This is a genomic window from Arthrobacter sp. ov407 (genome assembly GCF_900102895.1).
Taxonomy (GTDB): Bacteria; Actinomycetota; Actinomycetes; order Actinomycetales; family Micrococcaceae; genus Arthrobacter.
This window is the reverse complement of the sequence record NZ_FNGD01000004.1, coordinates 152,508-169,170: the sequence shown is the minus strand read 5'-3', so window position 1 is coordinate 169,170 and position 16,663 is coordinate 152,508. Positions and strand designations below refer to the sequence as shown.

Below are 16,663 nucleotides of genomic sequence, written 5' to 3'. Positions count from 1 at the left end.
CGCAGCCTTCGGACTGCACGACAGAGAGCACCCCCATGACACACCAACCCACTACCGCCAACGACGGCGGAGCGGTCACGACGGGCACGTCGCCGACGAACCTCAGGAGCGTCGCCAACACGCTTCTCGGCGCACTGAAGACAGCACGCCCCTGCGGACCCGTGCGTGAAGTCCTGCAAGAGGACCTGGACTCGGCCTACGAGGTCCAGGAACTGATCATCCAGAGCAGGACCAGCCTTCGAAACCGTCGCATTGGACGCAAGGTCGGCCTGACCGCCCCGGCCGTCCAGCGCCAGCTCGGCGTCGACCAGCCCGACTTCGGCGTCCTGCTCTCCGACATGCAGCTGGGCGAAGACGAACAAATCCCGCACGAGGCGCTCATCGCCCCGCGCATCGAAGCGGAAATCGCGTTTATTCTCGGCCGCGACGTCGACGCCACCGACCGGGACTCGGTCCTGGCCGCCGTGGACTACGTCGCACCCGCCCTGGAAATCGTCGACAGCCGCATCGCCGAATGGGACATCGGCATCGTCGACACAGTCGCCGACAACGCCTCCAGCGCCTACTTCATCCTCGGCCAAGGCAAGGCGACGCTCAACGGCTACGTCCCGGCGGGAGCCGAAATGGTCATGACCATCAACGGAGTCCAGGCCTCGATGGGGACCGGGGCGGACTGCCTCGGCGATCCCATCAACGCCCTGCTCTGGATCGCCGAAACAGCCACGGCCCTCGGCCGGCCCCTCCGGGCCGGAGAGATCGTCCTCTCCGGCGCCCTCGGCCCCATGGCCCCGCTCAACGCCGGGGACATCATCGAAGCCCGCATCGGCGGACTGGGCACCGTCACAGCAACAGTCACTAAGGAACACTCATGAGCGCAAAAGCAGCCATCATCGGCTCAGGAAACATCGGCACCGACCTCATGTTCAAGATCATGCGCCTGACCGACAAACTGGACATGGGCGTCATGGTCGGCATCGACCCCGCCTCCGACGGCCTCGCCCGAGCCGCCCGTCTCGGCATCGCCACCACCGCCGAAGGAGTCGAAGGCCTCATCGGAATGCCCGAATTCGAGGACATCGAGGTCATCTTTGACGCCACCTCCGCCGGCGCCCACCGGCACAACGCCGCCGCCCTGGCACCCTACGGGAAGAAGCTGGTCGACCTCACCCCGGCCGCCATCGGGCCCTACGTCGTGCCCTCAGTCAACCTCGAGCAGCACCTGGACGCGGGCAACGTCAACATGGTCACCTGCGGCGGGCAGGCCACCATCCCAATCATCGCCGCCATCAACAGCCAGACACCGGTCCACTACGGAGAAATCGTCGCCTCCATCTCCTCCAAGTCCGCCGGACCCGGCACACGCGCCAACATCGACGAATTCACCGAAACCACCTCTGACGCAATCGTCGCCGTCGGCGGGGCCGCCAGAGGCAAGGCCATCATCGTCCTGAACCCGGCAGAACCGCCGATGATCATGCGCGACACCGTCCTGTGTCTGGTGGACCGGCTCACCGACGCCGAACAGGACCGGGTCGCCGCCGCCATCCGGGACCGCGTCACCGAAGTCGCCAGCTACGTCCCTGGCTACCGGCTCAAGCAGGCCGTGCAGTTCCAGGACGAAGGAGCCGAGGTCAGCGGACTCATCCCTGAGGGCCGGGGAACAGGGGAGTACACGAGGGTCAGCGTATTCCTCGAAGTCGAAGGCGCCGCCCACTACCTCCCGGAATACGCCGGAAACCTGGACATCATGACCTCCGCCGCGCTCCGCGTCGCCGAACGGCTGGTCACCACCAAGCAGGAAGTAGCATCATGAGCCAGACACCAACCCGCGTCTTCATCCAGGACGTCACCCTGCGCGACGGCATGCACGCCGTCCGCCACCGCATCAGCCCCGAGAACGTCGCCAGCATCGCCGCAGCACTGGACGCCGCCGGCGTCGACGCCATCGAAGTCGCCCACGGCGACGGCCTCGCCGGCAGCAGCCTCACCTACGGCCCCGGAAGCAACACCGACTGGGAATGGATCGAAGCCGCCGCCTCGGTCGTCAGGAACGCCCGGCTCACCACGCTGCTGCTGCCCGGCATCGGCACCCTGAAGGAACTCCGCCAGGCCTACGCCCTGGGAGTCCGCTCCGTCCGGGTCGCCACCCACTGCACCGAAGCCGACGTCTCCGCCCAGCACATCGCCTACGCCCGCGAACTGGGCATGGACGTCTCCGGATTCCTCATGATGTCCCACATGTCCGAACCCCAAAAGCTCGCCGCCCAGGCCAAACTCATGGAATCCTACGGCGCCAACTGCGTCTACGTCACCGACTCCGGCGGCGGACTGACCATGGACGGGGTACGCCAGCGGGTCCGTGCCTACCGCGAGGTCCTAAACCCGGAAACCGAAATCGGGATCCACGCCCACCAAAACCTCTCACTTGCCGTCGCCAACTCCGTCGTCGCCGTCGAAGAAGGCGCATACCGGGTGGACGCCTCCCTCGCCGGACACGGCGCCGGAGCCGGAAACACACCCGTCGAACCCTTCGTCGCCGTCGCAACCCTGCACGGGTGGGAACACCACGCCGACCTCTTCGCCCTCCAGGACGCAGCCGAAGACCTCGTCCGTCCCCTGCACGACCGTCCCGTGCAGGTGGACCGGGAAACCCTCACCCTCGGCTACGCCGGCGTGTACTCCAGCTTCCTCCGCCACGCAGAACGCGCCTCAGCCCGTTACGGACTGGACACCCGCGACATCCTCGTCGAGGTCGGCCGCCGCCAGCTCGTGGGCGGGCAGGAAGACATGATCACTGACGTCGCCCTGGACCTGCAGCGCGCCGCGAACAAGCACCCCCAACCCGTCCCCGTCCGCTAGCTCCACCTCTTCCAAGGAACCCACATGTCAACGAAGACATCCCCGGCCGCCGCAGGCCCCACGAGTCCGATGAAGGTTGCGATGGCAAGCTTCATCGGCACCAGCGTCGAGTACTACGACTTCTTCATCTACGGAACAGCAGCCGCCCTGATCTTCCCGAAGCTGTTCTTCCCCGAGGCCAGCCCCCTCATGGGCACCCTGCTCTCTTTCGCCACCTTCGGTGTCGGCTTCCTCGCCCGGCCCCTGGGAGGCATCGTCTTCGGACACTTCGGCGACCGGGTCGGCCGCAAGCAAATGCTCATCATCTCTCTCGTCGGCATGGGCGCCGCAACCTTCATGATGGGCCTGCTGCCCGGCTACGCCCAGATCGGCATCGCCGCCCCCATCCTGCTGACCGTGCTGCGCATTTTCCAGGGCTTCTGTGTCGGCGGCGAATGGGGCGGCGCCACCCTCATGGCCGTCGAACACGCACCCAAGGGCAAGAAGGGCTTCTACGGAGCGTTCCCCCAGATGGGCGCCCCGGCCGGCACCAGCCTCGCCACCGTCGCGTTCCTCGGAGCCACCCAGCTCCCCGCGGACCAGTTCACCGCTTGGGGCTGGCGCCTGCCCTTCCTCGTCAGTGCCGTCCTGGTCATAGTCGGCCTCGTCATCCGCCTCACCATCGCCGAAAGCCCCTCCTTCGCCGCAGCCCGCGACAAGCAGGAGCTGGTCAAGCTCCCCATCAAGGAAGCCTTCCGCCGCCACCCCAAGGAAATCTTCCTCGTCGCCGGCACCTACCTCAGCCAGGGCGTCTTCGCCTACATCACCATGTCCTACCTGGTGAACTATTCCACCAGCGTGGCCGGGATCGACCGCACCAGCGTCCTGCTCGGCGTCTTCCTCGCCGGACTCGTCGCCGTCGTCCTCTACCCGGTCTTCGGCTCCCTCTCCGACAAATACGGCCGCAAAACCATGTACCTCATCGGGGCCGTGGCCATGGGAGTGGTCATCGGACCGGCGTTCATGCTGATCAACACCGGCGTGGCAGCGAACTTCATCTTGGCAGTGGTGCTGGTCTTCGGCGTGGCCATGGCACCGGCCGCCGGCGTCACCGGCTCGCTGTTCTCCATGGTCTTCTCCCGCGAAGTCCGTTACACCGGAGCATCAGTCGGATACACCATCTCCCAGATCTGCGGATCCGCGTTCGCCCCCACGATCGCCACCGCGCTGTTCGCCGCAACCAAGAGCAGCGACTCCATTGTCATCTACCTCCTGATCGTCTCGGCCATCTCCGTCATCTCCGTAGCGCTCCTGCCCGGAGGCTGGGGTCGAAAGGAAGCAGCACGCCAAAACGGAGAGCTGCAGGAAACCCAACTCACCCCGGAGCCGAGCACCGCCGGCGCCTGATCCGGCCATCGGGGCGGGCGTCTGGCATGGCAGCCAAACGTCCGCCCACAGCCGGAAAACGACGAAATGGACAAGACGAGCTCAAGGTCGCCACCAGCCGACGGAAAGGGCCGGATCCGATGCAAGGGAATCCCCGCGTGCCCGTGAACGAACCCGAACCGGAAGCAGCCGAAATCCACCGCCCGTATCCCTTCATGGAATGGAGCATGCTGGTCGGCGCCGTCGTCGATGTCAGGCGCGAAGGCGTGTTCGTCAGGACAGGCTTCGTGGAGGACGCCACACCGTCCGGCGACACGGCATGGATAGCGGCGGACGGGCTCGACCGCCGGATCATGATCGAAAAATCCGCAGGTTACGTCCTCTGGATCACAGCCGAACAACTCCAGCTCCGGAGAGTCCACCAGCCAAGCCGCTGAAAAGGCGACCGGCTGTTGGAAGGGCCGCCGCCAGCAACGCAAAGAGAAACGCAGTGCAGGTCGCCAGCTCAGTTATCTAAAGGAGAGAACGTGATCACTGTCCCCAGCGAACCCAAGCTGGGTAACTCCAACTATGCAAATGGCAGCACGCACGCAAGCGGCAGCCCACCGAACGCCGAAGACTTTCCCCAAGGCCAAATCACCTCGTCGGCCTGGGAAGGCTGGTGGCACCAGTTTCCCGCCGAAGACTGAGGACTTTCCCTCAATGCGGCTCAAAGACCGTCCCTGCCAAGCCGGCAGCTAGAAAATTTGGCGGCCCATCGAGTTATCCAGGTGACCGTGGGCCTAGTGAAGCTGAGGAAGACATGAAATGGGCAAGGAGCAAAGTAGACGGACGCGACTGGAAGGCATCCGAGTTCAGCAGGCTTGATGCCGCGCTGCGCCAGGCAAGGAGGATCGGCTTGGTCTGTCTGGGCTGCGGCGGTCCAGCGTTCTTCCGGTCGCCGTCCGGCAACAGGCCCCCTACCTTTGCCGCTAAACATCAAAAGGATTGCGCAGCTGTGACAGTGACGTGGTCGGTGTTCCGTTACCTGCAGTAAGGCGGGGATCGATTCGGGGGCACGCCGGGAATGGTCCCCACGACCATTTACATCGCCGCCGTTGGAAACCAAAGGTAGTGCAGGGCTTGAAAGACCCCGCCGGCGCTCCTCCTGTGCCGCGAGAACCGGCGGGATCACCCATGCCTCATCAAGGACTAACCCCGAATGTTCCTAGGATCGTTACCCGGATCGATGGTGTCCTTAGCCTGGACCTTGTTGTCCTTGCCATGGATATTCAACTCCCCTCCGCCATACCGGGCGAGGTAACCCCGGGCTGCATCAATTGCCGCAGCTTGGGTGTGTCATGAACAGAGGAAGCCCGAGAGGAACCCTCCCGCTCTGCCTTCCATCCGTCGTCACCTGGTACCACGTGATAACTGTTGCGTTCAGCCATATGTATCACCCCCAGACGTAGCTGGCACGGCATGGCCTACCTCGCCGAGGCCTAAACCGGCTGGCCCGGGAGCTAATGCGAACTGGCGGACTGTGGCGGCAGGCGGTTTCGCGCACTAAAACCTTCAGCCCGGCGATTCGCCGCATGTCTATCCCGCAGGGGGCGCTCATAGCCTCGCTGCCCATCGCACGTGATAAACCGCGAATTCAGATCTCCTAATCAGGGTCTACGGATGCACTACTCGCCGGCACAGCAGCGGCAAGTCCGGGGGAACGGCTGAGCTCATTGATTCGGGCAGACACTGTCCGCACAAATCGCCCCGTTCCTGACGCGGAGCGGTGCCGGGCATCAACGGCGAACTGGGCCGTTGGGGTGGTCAACAGGCTATGTCGTCATCGAGCCCAAGACGGGCAAATTTCAGCCCGAATTTTCCGCCATGCTCAACTTCTACGTCGCCCTCGTCGATGACGTGCTTCGGCCCCACCGCCGTAACCAGACCATAGGCATCTCATCTGCGGCACGAAGAACGATCGCAGTGTTCGATCCAGCCCGAGCCGTCCCACCTCGCCGATGGCCGCCGCCTGCACCTGAGGGCATCTGGGAACCTTTCCCTCGAAAGCCTCGCCCGTTCGTGTAGGGCTCAGCAGACCGACGACTGCTCAAGCCAGCGCCGCTGCCGGATCTGGCCAGCTAAGAATCCATGGGCGCTTACGGCCGCGCAGCGGTTTTACCCCGCTCATGGCGGCGAGCAGTCCGATAGGCCCGAGGAGTGGCGCCTATATCTTTGAGGAAGTGCCGGTTGAAGTTGGACAGGTTGGTGAATCCCACTTCGTAGCAGATGTCGGAGATGGCTTTGTCGCTGTGCTCCAGCAGCCGCCGGGCGTGGGCCAGGCGGAGTTTGCGGACCAGGTCGCTGAAGTTCTGGCCGGTGGCGCGCTTGAAGTACTTCGAGAACGTCGGCTCTGACATGCCGACCAGGGCAGCAGCGTCGGACATCTTGACGCTGCCGGCATGGTTGCTGAAGACGTACTCCAGGACGATGTCCACTACCGCAGCGGCCTGGCTGTCCAGTTGTGGCCTGAACCATTCGTCGGCGAGATAGCGCCGTTCCTCCTGTGGTGCTCGCGTCAGGATCGCAAAGACCTCAATGAGATGATGAAGCCGCTGCAATCCGGTGGCCGTCCCCATTGCCTCGAGGGAATCGGCGGCGGCCTGGGCTGTCCGTCCGAGGAACTCGATCCCGCGCGAGGACTGTTCAAGCAGGGGTTTGACGTCGGCCATTTCCGGCACGATTGAAGCGGCCTGGTCAACCCATTTTCCGTCGAACTGGATGAGGGCGTCCCTGCCCTGGAGGACTTCCCCGGGCTCAAGGTCGCTGACCCAGTCGTGCGGCAGCCCTGAACCCACCAGAGCCAGGTGCCCGGCCTCGAACGTGCCGATGTGGTCTCCAACGATGAACTTGCCCGTGCCCTTCCGGATCAGGTGCAGCTCGTATTCGGGATGGTAATTCCAGCGGGCCACCGGGCTGGGGTAATCGTGCTCGTGCCACCGGACTGAATGGTTCGGGTCTTCCGGGATGACCTCGCGGTTGGCCCGCATGCCCAGAAGCCTTTCGGCAAGCCTGGCCGCCGCGCTGTCAATCGGATCAGGGCTGTCAATGAGGTCAGCGCTGTCGCTGGGGCCCGCCATGCTCATTGTGGTTCTCCATGCGTTCAGGTCATGAAATGTGGACAGCCAGGTGGTTGCCTTCTCCTAGGGTAGCGCTGGGCCGGGGGAGACTGGGGAAAATTAGTATCAGAAATTGGCAACCACGGCGCTAGTTGTGTCCCATCCCACAGGCCTAATCTTGAGGAACAGCAGCAAGGTAACTGGCCTCGAGCCATTCACCCCGTTTTCGGTCCCCGCACTCCGACGCAGCAGTCGGATTGGGCCGGCATCGCACCCCCGAAGAACAAAGGAGTCCTTAATGCGCGCAAAAATACGCGTCGCCGCACTGGCCGCAGGCGCCCTGTGCGTGGCGCTCGGCGCCACGGCCTGCGCAGGCGCCGGCGGCGGCAATTCCGCGGGCGACCCGAACAGTATCAATGTCCTGATGGTCAACAACCCCCAGATGGAGGACCTGCAGCGGCTTACCGCGGACAACTTCACCAAGGAAACCGGCATCAGGGTCAACTACACGGTCCTGCCGGAAAACGATGTCCGCGCCAAGATCAGCCAGGAGTTCTCCAGCCAGGCCGGACAGTACGACGTTGCGTCACTGTCCAATTACGAGATCCCGTTCTATTCCGCCAACGGCTGGCTGGCGCCGCTGGATGCGGTGGCCAAGGATGCCGAGTTCAACCAGGCGGACATCCTGCCGGCCTACACCGCCTCGCTGACGGGCAAGGACGGCAAGCTTTACGGCGAACCGTTCTACGGGGAATCCTCCTTCCTGATGTACCGGAAAGACATCTTCGACGCCAAGGGCCTGACCATGCCGGAGAAGCCCACCTGGGACCAGGTCGCCGATCTTGCTGCCAAGGTTGACGGTGCAGCTCCCGGAATGAAGGGCATTTGCCTGCGCGGCCAACCCGGTTGGGGGCAGGTCTTCGCCCCCCTGACGACCGTGGTGAACACTTTTGGCGGGACCTGGTTCGACAAGGACTGGAACGCGAAGGTCAACGCTCCGGAATTCACCGCCGCTGTTGATTTCTACACCAAGCTGGTGCGCGACCACGGTGAAGCGGGGGCCGCCCAAGCCGGGTTCACCGAGTGCCTGACCAACATGAGCCAGGGCAAGGTCGCCATGTGGTACGACGCCACTTCCGCCGCCGGCGCCCTGGAAGCCGAGGACTCCCCGGTGAAGGGCAAGATCGGCTACGCCCAGGCCCCGGTGAAGGAGACCACGTCCTCGGGCTGGCTGTGGACCTGGTCCTGGGCTGTGCAGGCGGCCTCCAAAAAGCAGGACGCTGCCGATAAGTTCATCGCCTGGGCGAGCTCGAAGAAGTATGAGGAACTGGTTGCATCCAAGCTCGGCTGGTCCAAAGTCCCGTCCGGCAAGCGGATTTCCACCTACGAGAACGCCGACTTCCAGAAGGCCGCGCCATTCTTCAAGGCCGAACGCTTTGCCATTGAGAACGCCGATCCAAAAAACCCCGGAGTCCAGCCCCGGCCCGCTGTCGGCATCCAGTTTGTCGGTATTCCCGAATTCGCGGCCCTCGGCACCAGGGTTTCCCAGGGTGTGAGCTCAGCCATCGCCGGCCAGGGCTCCGTGGCCGACGCCGTAGCCAAGGGCCAGGAAGCCGCCAAAAAAGTCGGCGACAAGTACAAGTAATCACCACCCAACCGCAGGAGAACATCATGACTACCGCAACGGCGCGCGTCTCCCGGCACGGGAGCAGCACAGCCAAACCTTCCAAGAACGCCAGGGCGCGCGAACGCGCCGTGGCCTGGGCACGGCGTGCACCGCTGCTGCCGGCACTGATCTTCCTCATCATCGTCACCCAGCTCCCGTTCGTGGTGACCCTGATCATTTCGTTCATGAACTGGAACAGCCTGAGCCCGGACAAGACCGGATTCGCCGGGTTCGATAACTACGTCCAGATCCTCACCGACCCCTACTTCTTGCAGGCGATCGTCACCACCATCGTCGAGACGGTCTCCGTCGTCCTGGTCAGCCTGGTCCTCGGCCTTGGCCTGGCCCTGCTGCTGGACAAGAAGTTCATCGGCCGCGGACTGGCCCGAACCATGCTGATCGCACCGTTCCTCATCGTTCCGGTAGCTGCCGCGCTCATCTGGAAGCATGCCATTCTCAACCCGGTCTACGGCCTGATCAACGGCACCCTCACCTGGGTCTGGGCGCTCTTCGGCTCCGACACCCCGCCCCAGCCGGACCTGCTGTCCTCGGCGCCCCTGATGGCCATCATTGTCTCGCTTATCTGGCAGTGGACCCCGTTCATGATGCTCATCCTGCTCGCCGGTCTGCAGTCCCGTCCGATGGACACGGTGGAAGCCGCCCAGATGGACGGCGCCACGCCCTGGGCTATTTTCCGGCACCTCACGCTGCCCCATCTGCGCCAGTACCTGGAACTGGGCGGACTGCTCGGCGCCATCTACATCGTGCAGAATTTCGACGCTACCTTCGTCATCACCTCCGGCGGCCTGGGCACGGCCAACCTGCCCTACGCCATCTACGAGACGTTCTACTATGCCAACGAATACGGCCTGGCCTCCGCCGCCGGCGTCGTGGTGGTCATCGGCACCATCATCGTGGCGACCTTCGCACTCCGCACCGTTTTCTCGCTCTTCAAGAAGGAGGCAGCACGATGAGCACGCTCACCCCGGCCGAACCCAGGTCTTCAGTCCCCGCCCCGCACGCCCGCACCAACGGTTCACGGCGCCGCGGCAAGTCGCGCATGGACCCCACGCGCAACAACACGGCCGCCGGGATCGCTGCCTGGCTGCTGGCCCTGCTCTTCGCGGTACCGGTCCTGTGGATGATCCTGACTTCGTTCCACTCGGAAGTGGATGCCGCAACCAACCCGCCCTCCATCGCCGCAGACCTTAACCTCGACGCCTACAAGGAGTTCTTCGGGGCAACGTCCGGTGTCAGCCCGTGGCCGTCGCTGATCAACTCCGCCACCGCCTCGATCTTCTCCACCGTGCTGGTTCTGCTGCTGGCCATCCCGGCGGCCTACGCCCTGTCCATCCGGCCCGTGAAAAAGTGGACCGATGTCCTGTTCTTCTTCCTCTCCACCAAGATGATGCCCGTGGTCGCGGCCGTCCTGCCGCTCTACCTCTTCGCCAAAACCGCCGGGGCCCTGGATAACATCTGGTTCCTGGGTCTGATGTACACCTCGATGAACCTGCCCATTGCCGTATGGATGATGCGCTCCTTCCTCGACGAAGTGCCGGTCGAAATGCTCGAGGCCTCCCAGATCGACGGCGCAGGCCTGCTGCTGACGCTCCGCAAAGTCGTCGCCCCCGTCGCGATGCCGGGCATCGCCGCCACCGCCCTGATCTGCTTCATCTTCAGCTGGAACGAGCTCCTCCTGGCCCGGGTGCTCACCGGCGTGGTCGCCGGCACCGCCCCGGTCTTCCTCACCGGCCTCGTCTCCAGCCAGGGATTGTTCATCGCCAAAGTCTGCGCAGCCGCCGTCGTGGTCTCCCTGCCGGTACTGTTCGCCGGCTTCGCCGCCCAGGACAAACTCGTCCAGGGCCTCTCCCTGGGTGCCGTAAAGTAGCCGGCCCCCTTCGATCTGTTTAGGAAAAAAGGAATCCTTCGATGACAACATCAACCGCACAGTCCCGCACCTCCGGACAACCCGAAGTACCGGCCACTATGCGCGCCGCCGTCCTCAAACGCCAGGGCGACATGGCCATGGAAACCCTGCCGGTCCCGCAGTTGGACCCGGACCAGGTCCTGGTGCAGGTTGCCGCCGTCGGCGTCTGCGGCAGCGATGTCCACTACTACGAACACGGCAGGATCGGCGACTACGTGGTGGACCACCCACTGATCCTGGGCCACGAGCTCTCCGGCCGGATCGCCGCCGTCGGAAGCGCCGTGGACCCCGCCCGCATCGGCCAGCGGGTCGCCGTCGAACCCCAGCGGCCCTGCCGCAAATGCAAGCAGTGCAAGGCCGGCCGGTACAACCTCTGCCCCGACATCGAGTTCTACGCCACCCCGCCGATCGACGGGGCCTTCGCCGAATACGTCACCATCCAGAGCGACTTCGCGTACGACATCCCGGACAGCGTCAGCGACGAGGCGGCAGCCCTCATCGAACCGCTCTCCGTTGGCCTCTGGGCCTGCGAACGCGCCCAGATCAAGCCCGGCAGCCGGGTCCTGATCGCCGGAGCCGGCCCGATCGGCATCATCGCCGCCCAGGCCGCCCGCGCCTACGGCGCGACCGAAATCTACATCAGCGACATCGCCGAAGACCGGTTGGCGTTCGCGCTCGAACACGGCGCCACCCACGCCCTGAACGCCCGCACGGACAGTGTCGAAGGGCTCGACGTCGATGCGTTCATCGACGCCTCCGGCGCCCCGCAGGCCGTCCGCTCCGGAATCAAAGCCGTGGGACCTGCCGGCCGGGTCATCCTGGTGGGGCTCGGGGCCGAGGACGTCGAACTCCCCGTCTCCTACATCCAGAACCGCGAAATCTGGCTCTCCGGCGTCTTCCGCTACACCAACACCTGGCCGCTCGCCATCCAGCTCATCGCCGACGGCAAGGTGGACCTGGACATACTCGTCACCGGTAGGTTCGCGCTGGCAGACTCCGAAGAAGCACTCAAAGCGGGCAAGCAGGCCGGACAGCTCAAAGCTGTCGTCTACCCGGGCCGCTGACCCACGCCACCGATCACCGACTACTGCAAGGAAGCAGCCATGTCAGCAAACTACCCCGCGTCCGAACCCCGCCCCGCAGCCGCGGGCACCGTCCTGACAGTGGTCGGCGAGTCCCTCGTCGACATCATCACCGACCCTCACCACCCGGCTAGCCAGGCCCACCCGGGCGGAAGCCCCCTCAACGTGGCCGTGGGAGCTGCCCGTCTTGGCCTTCAGACCAACCTGGTGACCCACTACGCCGCCGACCGGTACGGACTCGTGATCGAAGAACATCTTCAGTCGAACGCCGTCCACGTCGTCAACGGCGGAGCCACCCCGACGTCGACTGCCTTCGCCACACTTGGTCCCGGCGGCGTCGCCGAATACACCTTCTCCATCACCTGGGAAATCAACGGCGCATCCTTGCCTGCCTTGGCCGCCGTCGACGTTTCCACCCATGTCCACACCGGATCCATCGCGACCGTGCTCCCGCCCGGGAACCTGGCCACTCTTGCCCTCGTGGAGGCGGCCCGTGAGCACGCCACCATCAGCTACGACCCCAACTGCCGGCCCGCAATCAGCCCCGATGCCGCCGCAGCGCGGCAGCAGGCGGAAGTGTTCGTGGCGGCCAGCGACATCGTCAAAGCCAGCGACGAAGACCTGAGCTGGCTCTACCCGGACCGGACACCGGAGGAAACCCTGCAGGCCTGGCTGGAACTGGGGCCGGAGGTCGTGGCCCTGACACGCGGCGCCTCTGGCCCGGTCATCCTGTCCGCCGCGGGGCGCGTGGAGATGGCGGCCGAACCCATCCTCGTGGCAGACACTGTGGGCGCCGGGGACGCCTTCATGGCCGGGCTTCTCTCCGGACTTGCCCAGCTTGAGGCGCTGGGGGCGGACGGAAGACACCGGCTGAAGGCCCTGACCCTGGATCAGCTGCACGCCCTCGGCGCCTACGCCAACCGCGCAGCAGCGATCACCTGTTCCCGGAAGGGCGCAAATCCACCACGGGCAGCGGAACTCGGTCCGCTGCCCGTTCCCTCACCGGCCCAGGAGCGATGACATGAGGCAAACCCTCAACAACACCAGCGTTGCCACCACTCCCGCATCCCTGGCCGCACCGGGCTACGACCGCTCGGCGCTGACCGCCGGCATCGTCCACTTCGGCGTCGGCGGCTTCCACCGCGCCCACCAGGCCATGTACCTGGACCGGCTGATGGACACCGGCCAAGCCCACGACTGGGCTATTTGCGGCGTCGGGGTCCTCCCCGGGGACGCCCGCATGAAGGAGGTGATGGACCGCCAGGACTGCCTCTACACCCTGGTCGTGAAAAACCCCGACGGAACCCGCGAGGGACGGGTCATCGGCTCGATCATCGAGTATCTTTTCGCACCCGACGATCCGGAGGCCGTCATCGAGAAAATGGCATCCGAGGCCATTCGGATCGTCTCGCTCACCGTCACCGAGGGCGGCTACAACTTCCACCACGTCACAGGCGACTTCAACGCCGAGAATCCCGACGTGCTCCACGACCTGCAGCCGGGAGCGGCTCCGCGGACCACCTTCGGACTCGTCACCGAAGCGCTCTCCCGGCGGCGGGAACGCGGGCAGCAGCCGTTCACGGTGATGTCGTGCGACAACATCCAAGGCAACGGAGACGTCGCCCGCAAAATGTTCACCGCCTTCGCAACGCTCAAGGACACGGAGCTGGGCGCCTGGGTCGCGGACCATGTTCCGTTCCCCAACAGCATGGTGGACCGGATCACCCCGGTCACCACGGACGCGGACCGTGAGGCCGTCGCCGCGGAATTCGGGGTCGAGGACGCGTGGCCGGTGGTGTGTGAACCGTTTGAGCAGTGGGTCCTTGAAGACCATTTCAGTCTCGGGCGCCCTCCCTTCGAAGACGCCGGAGTCCAGCTCGTGGACGACGTCGAACCCTACGAACTGATGAAGCTGCGTTTGCTGAACGCCAGCCACCAGGGCATGTGCTACTTCGGCTATCTCGCCGGCTACCGATACGCCAACGAAGTCTGCCAGGACCCCCTCTTCACCCAGTTCCTGCTCGACTACATGGACAAGGAAGCCACACCCACCCTCCAGCCTGTCCCCGGCATCGACCTTCACGAATACAAGCACACCCTTATCGAACGGTTCTCCAACGAACACATCCGGGACACCCTGGCCCGGCTGTGCGCCGAAAGCTCCGACCGGATCCCCAAGTGGCTGCTGCCGGTCATCCGCATCAACCTGAAACAGGGCGGGGAGATCCACCGCTCCGCGGCCATCGTGGCGAGCTGGGCCCGCTATGACGAGGGCGTTGACGAACAGGGGAACCCCATCGAGGTGGTTGACCGGCTGAAAGAGCCCCTGATGGCCGCCGCGGCCCGGCAGCGCGGGGAACCGCTCGCGTTTATCGCCAACCGGGAGATCTTCGGTGACCTGATAGACAATCAATCCTTCGTTACGGCCTACACCCAGATACTGAACGACCTTCATAGCCGCGGAGCCCGGGCCGCCCTGGAATCCCTGAAATCCGGTTCATAGGCAGCGCGAACCCCTTGACCTGAAAGAAGGCAACGATGCCCCTGGTAGCCGGCGTGGACAGCTCCACCCAGTCCTGCAAGATCGTCATCCGCGACGCCGAAACCGGCGCCCTGCTCCGCCGTGGGTCGGCACCCCACCAGGAAGGAACCGAGGTGGATCCGGAGGCATGGTGGTCCGCCCTCCAGGAAGCTATCGAACGGGCGGGCGGGATCGATGACGTGGCAGCGATTTCCGTCGGAGCGCAACAACACGGCATGGTCTGCCTGGATGCGGCCGGGGGAGTGGTCCGGCCAGCGCTGCTGTGGAACGACACCCGGTCCGCCGCCACGGCGCAGGCCATGATCCGCGACGCCGGTCCAGACGGTGAACGCCATTGGGCGGACACGACGGGCACCGTCCCGGTCGCCTCGCTCACAGCGACCAAGCTGCGCTGGCTGGCCGAAAATGAACCGGACAATGCCAGCCGAACGGCCGCGGTCTGCCTTCCCCACGACTGGCTCAGCTGGCGGCTGGCCGGATACGGTCCGGGCAGCGGCGCGCCGGGGATCGAAGCCCTCTGTACCGACCGTTCCGACGCCTCCGGCACCGGATACTGGTCACCCGCAACCGGCGAATACCTGCCCGACGTTCTCGAAAGGACACTGGGACACATCCCGGTGCTGCCTGCGGTCCTGGGACCGCTGGACGCGAAACACAGAACACCCTCTGGCGCCCTGATCGGCGCAGGTGCCGGCGACAATGCCGCCGCCGCCCTCGGCGTGAACGCCGGCCTGGGCGACGTCGTCGTTTCCATCGGCACGTCCGGCACCGTGTTCGCTGCGGCCGACCAGCCCGTCGCCGACCCGTCCGGGCTCGTCAGCGGCTTCGCCGACGCGACGGGTCACTTCCTGCCGCTGGTCTGCACACTGAACGCCTCCCGCGTTCTCGACGCGACCGCACGTCTCCTCGGAATAAATCATTCAGAGCTCTCCAGTCTGGCCCTATCGGCGCCCGCCGGAGCCTCCGGGCTGGTCCTGGTTCCCTACTTCGAGGGCGAACGCACCCCCAACCTTCCGGATGCGAGCGGATCACTGCACGGCATGACGCTGGCAAACTTCACGCCCGCGAACCTCGCCCGAGCCGCCGTGGAGGGGCTGGCCTGCTCACTCGCCGACGGGCTCAAGGCCCTCACCGATATTGGCGTCTCTGCTCGAAGCGTCATTCTGGTGGGCGGCGGCGCACGCTCCGCGGCTGTGCAACAAATCATCGCAGCGGTCTTCGGACTCCCGGTGCGCGTGCCGGAACCCGGAGAGTACGTGGCGGACGGCGCCGCGCGGCAGGCAGCCGGGGCGCTCCTCGGCGCATTCCCCACGTGGAACACCGGATCAACAGGGTTGAAAAAGGCGGGCCCCACACCGCACGTTCTCGAGCGCTACCGGGCGGCCGTAACAACGATTTGAGCCTCCCAGAGCCACCGGCTGGGAGTGGGTCCATTACCACCTAGGTGTCCATCACCATTGGGCCCCGGAGGAGTCCCCTCAACCACCACGAACCAAACCTCAAACGGCCCCGACACGCCGGCGCGTGCCGCAGAAACTTAACCCGAGCATCCAGCATCTTCTCGACGGCATGACCGGCATTCCGGCCTTTGTTCAAGACGGGCGGCTCGATGTCCTCGGCATGAACGACCTCGCCCGTGCGCTCTACCACCCGGACGGCGACGAGCCGGAGCGGCCGCAGAATTTCGCACGTTTCGTCTTCCTTGATACCGGTTCCCGGGATCAGTTGCCCGAGTGGGAGTCAATGGCCCAGGATGCCGTGGCGATCCTCCGGCAGGAAGCCGCCCGCGACCCCCATAACCGCGACCTCTCAGACCTCATCGGAGAGCTCGCCACCAAGAGCGAGGACTTCCGGACCATGTGGGTCGCCCAGAACGTCCGCCTCCACCACACCGGGACGAAACCCTTCCACCACCCCGTCGTCGGCGACTTCGAACTCACCTTCCAAGCCATGCAACTCCCGGGCGATGAAGGCCTGACCCTGATCGCCTACAGCGCCGAACCAGGCACCCCGGGCCACGACGCACTCAACCTGCTCGCCACCTGGGCCGCCACCGTCCGCAGAGAAACACGGCTCAACACGTCGGACTCACCGGCCCACCACGCCTAGACAGCCGGGCCCCGG

The 16,663-nt window shown here is 65.1% G+C and carries 17 protein-coding genes; 14 read left to right on the top strand and 3 right to left on the bottom strand.

Annotated features, from left to right (window positions below):
- Positions 1-35 precede the first annotated feature (35 nt).
- From BLS42_RS06720 to BLS42_RS20165, 6 genes are all read left to right on the top strand, one after another.
- Positions 36-872, top strand: a complete 837-nt coding sequence (locus BLS42_RS06720) for a 2-keto-4-pentenoate hydratase (protein ID WP_090578401.1) — start codon at positions 36-38, stop codon at positions 870-872.
- Positions 869-1,813, top strand: a complete 945-nt coding sequence (locus BLS42_RS06715) for an acetaldehyde dehydrogenase (acetylating) (RefSeq protein WP_090578398.1) — start codon at positions 869-871, stop codon at positions 1,811-1,813. The genes BLS42_RS06720 and BLS42_RS06715 overlap by 4 nt, the downstream gene beginning before the upstream one ends.
- A complete protein-coding gene (gene dmpG / locus BLS42_RS06710) occupies positions 1,810-2,859 on the top strand; it encodes a 4-hydroxy-2-oxovalerate aldolase (protein WP_090578395.1) in 1,050 nt (349 codons plus the stop codon). Before BLS42_RS06715 ends, dmpG begins: the two co-directional genes overlap by 4 nt.
- Before the next feature lie 24 nt (positions 2,860-2,883).
- Positions 2,884-4,245: an MFS transporter gene (locus BLS42_RS06705; protein WP_090578392.1), complete on the top strand. Its 1,362-nt coding sequence runs from the start codon at positions 2,884-2,886 to the stop codon at positions 4,243-4,245.
- Positions 4,246-4,382: 137 nt separating this feature from the next.
- Positions 4,383-4,661: a hypothetical protein gene (locus BLS42_RS06700; protein WP_143019158.1), complete on the top strand. Its 279-nt coding sequence runs from the start codon at positions 4,383-4,385 to the stop codon at positions 4,659-4,661.
- 90 nt (positions 4,662-4,751) lie between these two features.
- Complete coding sequence (locus BLS42_RS20165; protein ID WP_176803232.1) at positions 4,752-4,913, top strand: hypothetical protein; 162 nt, start codon at positions 4,752-4,754, stop codon at positions 4,911-4,913.
- A gap of 502 nt (positions 4,914-5,415) precedes the next feature.
- Here the strand turns inward: BLS42_RS20165 and BLS42_RS20785 are convergent.
- From BLS42_RS20785 to BLS42_RS06685, 3 genes are all read right to left on the bottom strand, one after another.
- The gene (locus BLS42_RS20785; RefSeq protein WP_371129527.1) at positions 5,416-5,544 is read right to left on the bottom strand and encodes a DUF2188 domain-containing protein; all 129 of its coding nucleotides are present in this window, start codon (positions 5,542-5,544) and stop codon (positions 5,416-5,418) included.
- Positions 5,496-5,654, bottom strand: coding sequence for a DUF2188 domain-containing protein (locus BLS42_RS20780; RefSeq protein WP_371129521.1), 159 nt, complete (start codon positions 5,652-5,654; stop codon positions 5,496-5,498). The genes BLS42_RS20785 and BLS42_RS20780 overlap by 49 nt, the downstream gene beginning before the upstream one ends.
- A gap of 708 nt (positions 5,655-6,362) precedes the next feature.
- A complete protein-coding gene (locus BLS42_RS06685) occupies positions 6,363-7,349 on the bottom strand; it encodes an AraC family transcriptional regulator (RefSeq protein WP_090578387.1) in 987 nt (328 codons plus the stop codon).
- A gap of 271 nt (positions 7,350-7,620) precedes the next feature.
- Here BLS42_RS06685 and BLS42_RS06680 point away from each other — a divergent pair, with 271 nt between their 5' ends.
- From BLS42_RS06680 to BLS42_RS06645, 8 genes are all read left to right on the top strand, one after another.
- A complete protein-coding gene (locus BLS42_RS06680) occupies positions 7,621-8,967 on the top strand; it encodes an ABC transporter substrate-binding protein (RefSeq protein WP_090578384.1) in 1,347 nt (448 codons plus the stop codon).
- Between the two features lie 26 nt (positions 8,968-8,993).
- Complete coding sequence (locus BLS42_RS06675) at positions 8,994-9,962, top strand: carbohydrate ABC transporter permease (protein ID WP_090578381.1); 969 nt, start codon at positions 8,994-8,996, stop codon at positions 9,960-9,962.
- Positions 9,959-10,876, top strand: coding sequence for a carbohydrate ABC transporter permease (locus tag BLS42_RS06670; protein WP_090578378.1), 918 nt, complete (start codon positions 9,959-9,961; stop codon positions 10,874-10,876). The genes BLS42_RS06675 and BLS42_RS06670 overlap by 4 nt, the downstream gene beginning before the upstream one ends.
- Positions 10,877-10,917: 41 nt before the next feature.
- Positions 10,918-11,979: an NAD(P)-dependent alcohol dehydrogenase gene (locus BLS42_RS06665; RefSeq protein ID WP_090578375.1), complete on the top strand. Its 1,062-nt coding sequence runs from the start codon at positions 10,918-10,920 to the stop codon at positions 11,977-11,979.
- Positions 11,980-12,018: 39 nt separating this feature from the next.
- A complete protein-coding gene (locus tag BLS42_RS06660; protein WP_090578372.1) occupies positions 12,019-13,017 on the top strand; it encodes a carbohydrate kinase family protein in 999 nt (332 codons plus the stop codon).
- A 1-nt stretch (position 13,018) separates the two neighbouring features.
- On the top strand, positions 13,019-14,500 hold the full coding sequence (locus BLS42_RS06655; RefSeq protein WP_090578370.1) for a mannitol dehydrogenase family protein: 1,482 nt from the start codon (positions 13,019-13,021) through the stop codon (positions 14,498-14,500).
- A 35-nt stretch (positions 14,501-14,535) separates the two neighbouring features.
- On the top strand, positions 14,536-15,939 hold the full coding sequence (gene xylB / locus BLS42_RS06650; protein WP_090578367.1) for a xylulokinase: 1,404 nt from the start codon (positions 14,536-14,538) through the stop codon (positions 15,937-15,939).
- Positions 15,940-16,063: 124 nt separating this feature from the next.
- On the top strand, positions 16,064-16,648 hold the full coding sequence (locus BLS42_RS06645; RefSeq protein ID WP_143019157.1) for an MmyB family transcriptional regulator: 585 nt from the start codon (positions 16,064-16,066) through the stop codon (positions 16,646-16,648).
- Positions 16,649-16,663: the final 15 nt, after the last annotated feature.

Coding starts and splice junctions, on each gene's coding strand:
- BLS42_RS06720 (WP_090578401.1), top strand. CDS start 36: ATGACACACCAACCCACTACCGCCAACGACGGCGGAGCGGTCACGACG.
- BLS42_RS06715 (WP_090578398.1), top strand. CDS start 869: ATGAGCGCAAAAGCAGCCATCATCGGCTCAGGAAACATCGGCACCGAC.
- dmpG (WP_090578395.1), top strand. CDS start 1,810: ATGAGCCAGACACCAACCCGCGTCTTCATCCAGGACGTCACCCTGCGC.
- BLS42_RS06705 (WP_090578392.1), top strand. CDS start 2,884: ATGTCAACGAAGACATCCCCGGCCGCCGCAGGCCCCACGAGTCCGATG.
- BLS42_RS20780 (WP_371129521.1), bottom strand. CDS start 5,654: ATGGCTGAACGCAACAGTTATCACGTGGTACCAGGTGACGACGGATGG.
- BLS42_RS06685 (WP_090578387.1), bottom strand. CDS start 7,349: ATGAGCATGGCGGGCCCCAGCGACAGCGCTGACCTCATTGACAGCCCT.
- BLS42_RS06680 (WP_090578384.1), top strand. CDS start 7,621: ATGCGCGCAAAAATACGCGTCGCCGCACTGGCCGCAGGCGCCCTGTGC.
- BLS42_RS06675 (WP_090578381.1), top strand. CDS start 8,994: ATGACTACCGCAACGGCGCGCGTCTCCCGGCACGGGAGCAGCACAGCC.
- BLS42_RS06670 (WP_090578378.1), top strand. CDS start 9,959: ATGAGCACGCTCACCCCGGCCGAACCCAGGTCTTCAGTCCCCGCCCCG.
- BLS42_RS06665 (WP_090578375.1), top strand. CDS start 10,918: ATGACAACATCAACCGCACAGTCCCGCACCTCCGGACAACCCGAAGTA.
- BLS42_RS06660 (WP_090578372.1), top strand. CDS start 12,019: ATGTCAGCAAACTACCCCGCGTCCGAACCCCGCCCCGCAGCCGCGGGC.
- BLS42_RS06655 (WP_090578370.1), top strand. CDS start 13,019: ATGAGGCAAACCCTCAACAACACCAGCGTTGCCACCACTCCCGCATCC.
- xylB (WP_090578367.1), top strand. CDS start 14,536: ATGCCCCTGGTAGCCGGCGTGGACAGCTCCACCCAGTCCTGCAAGATC.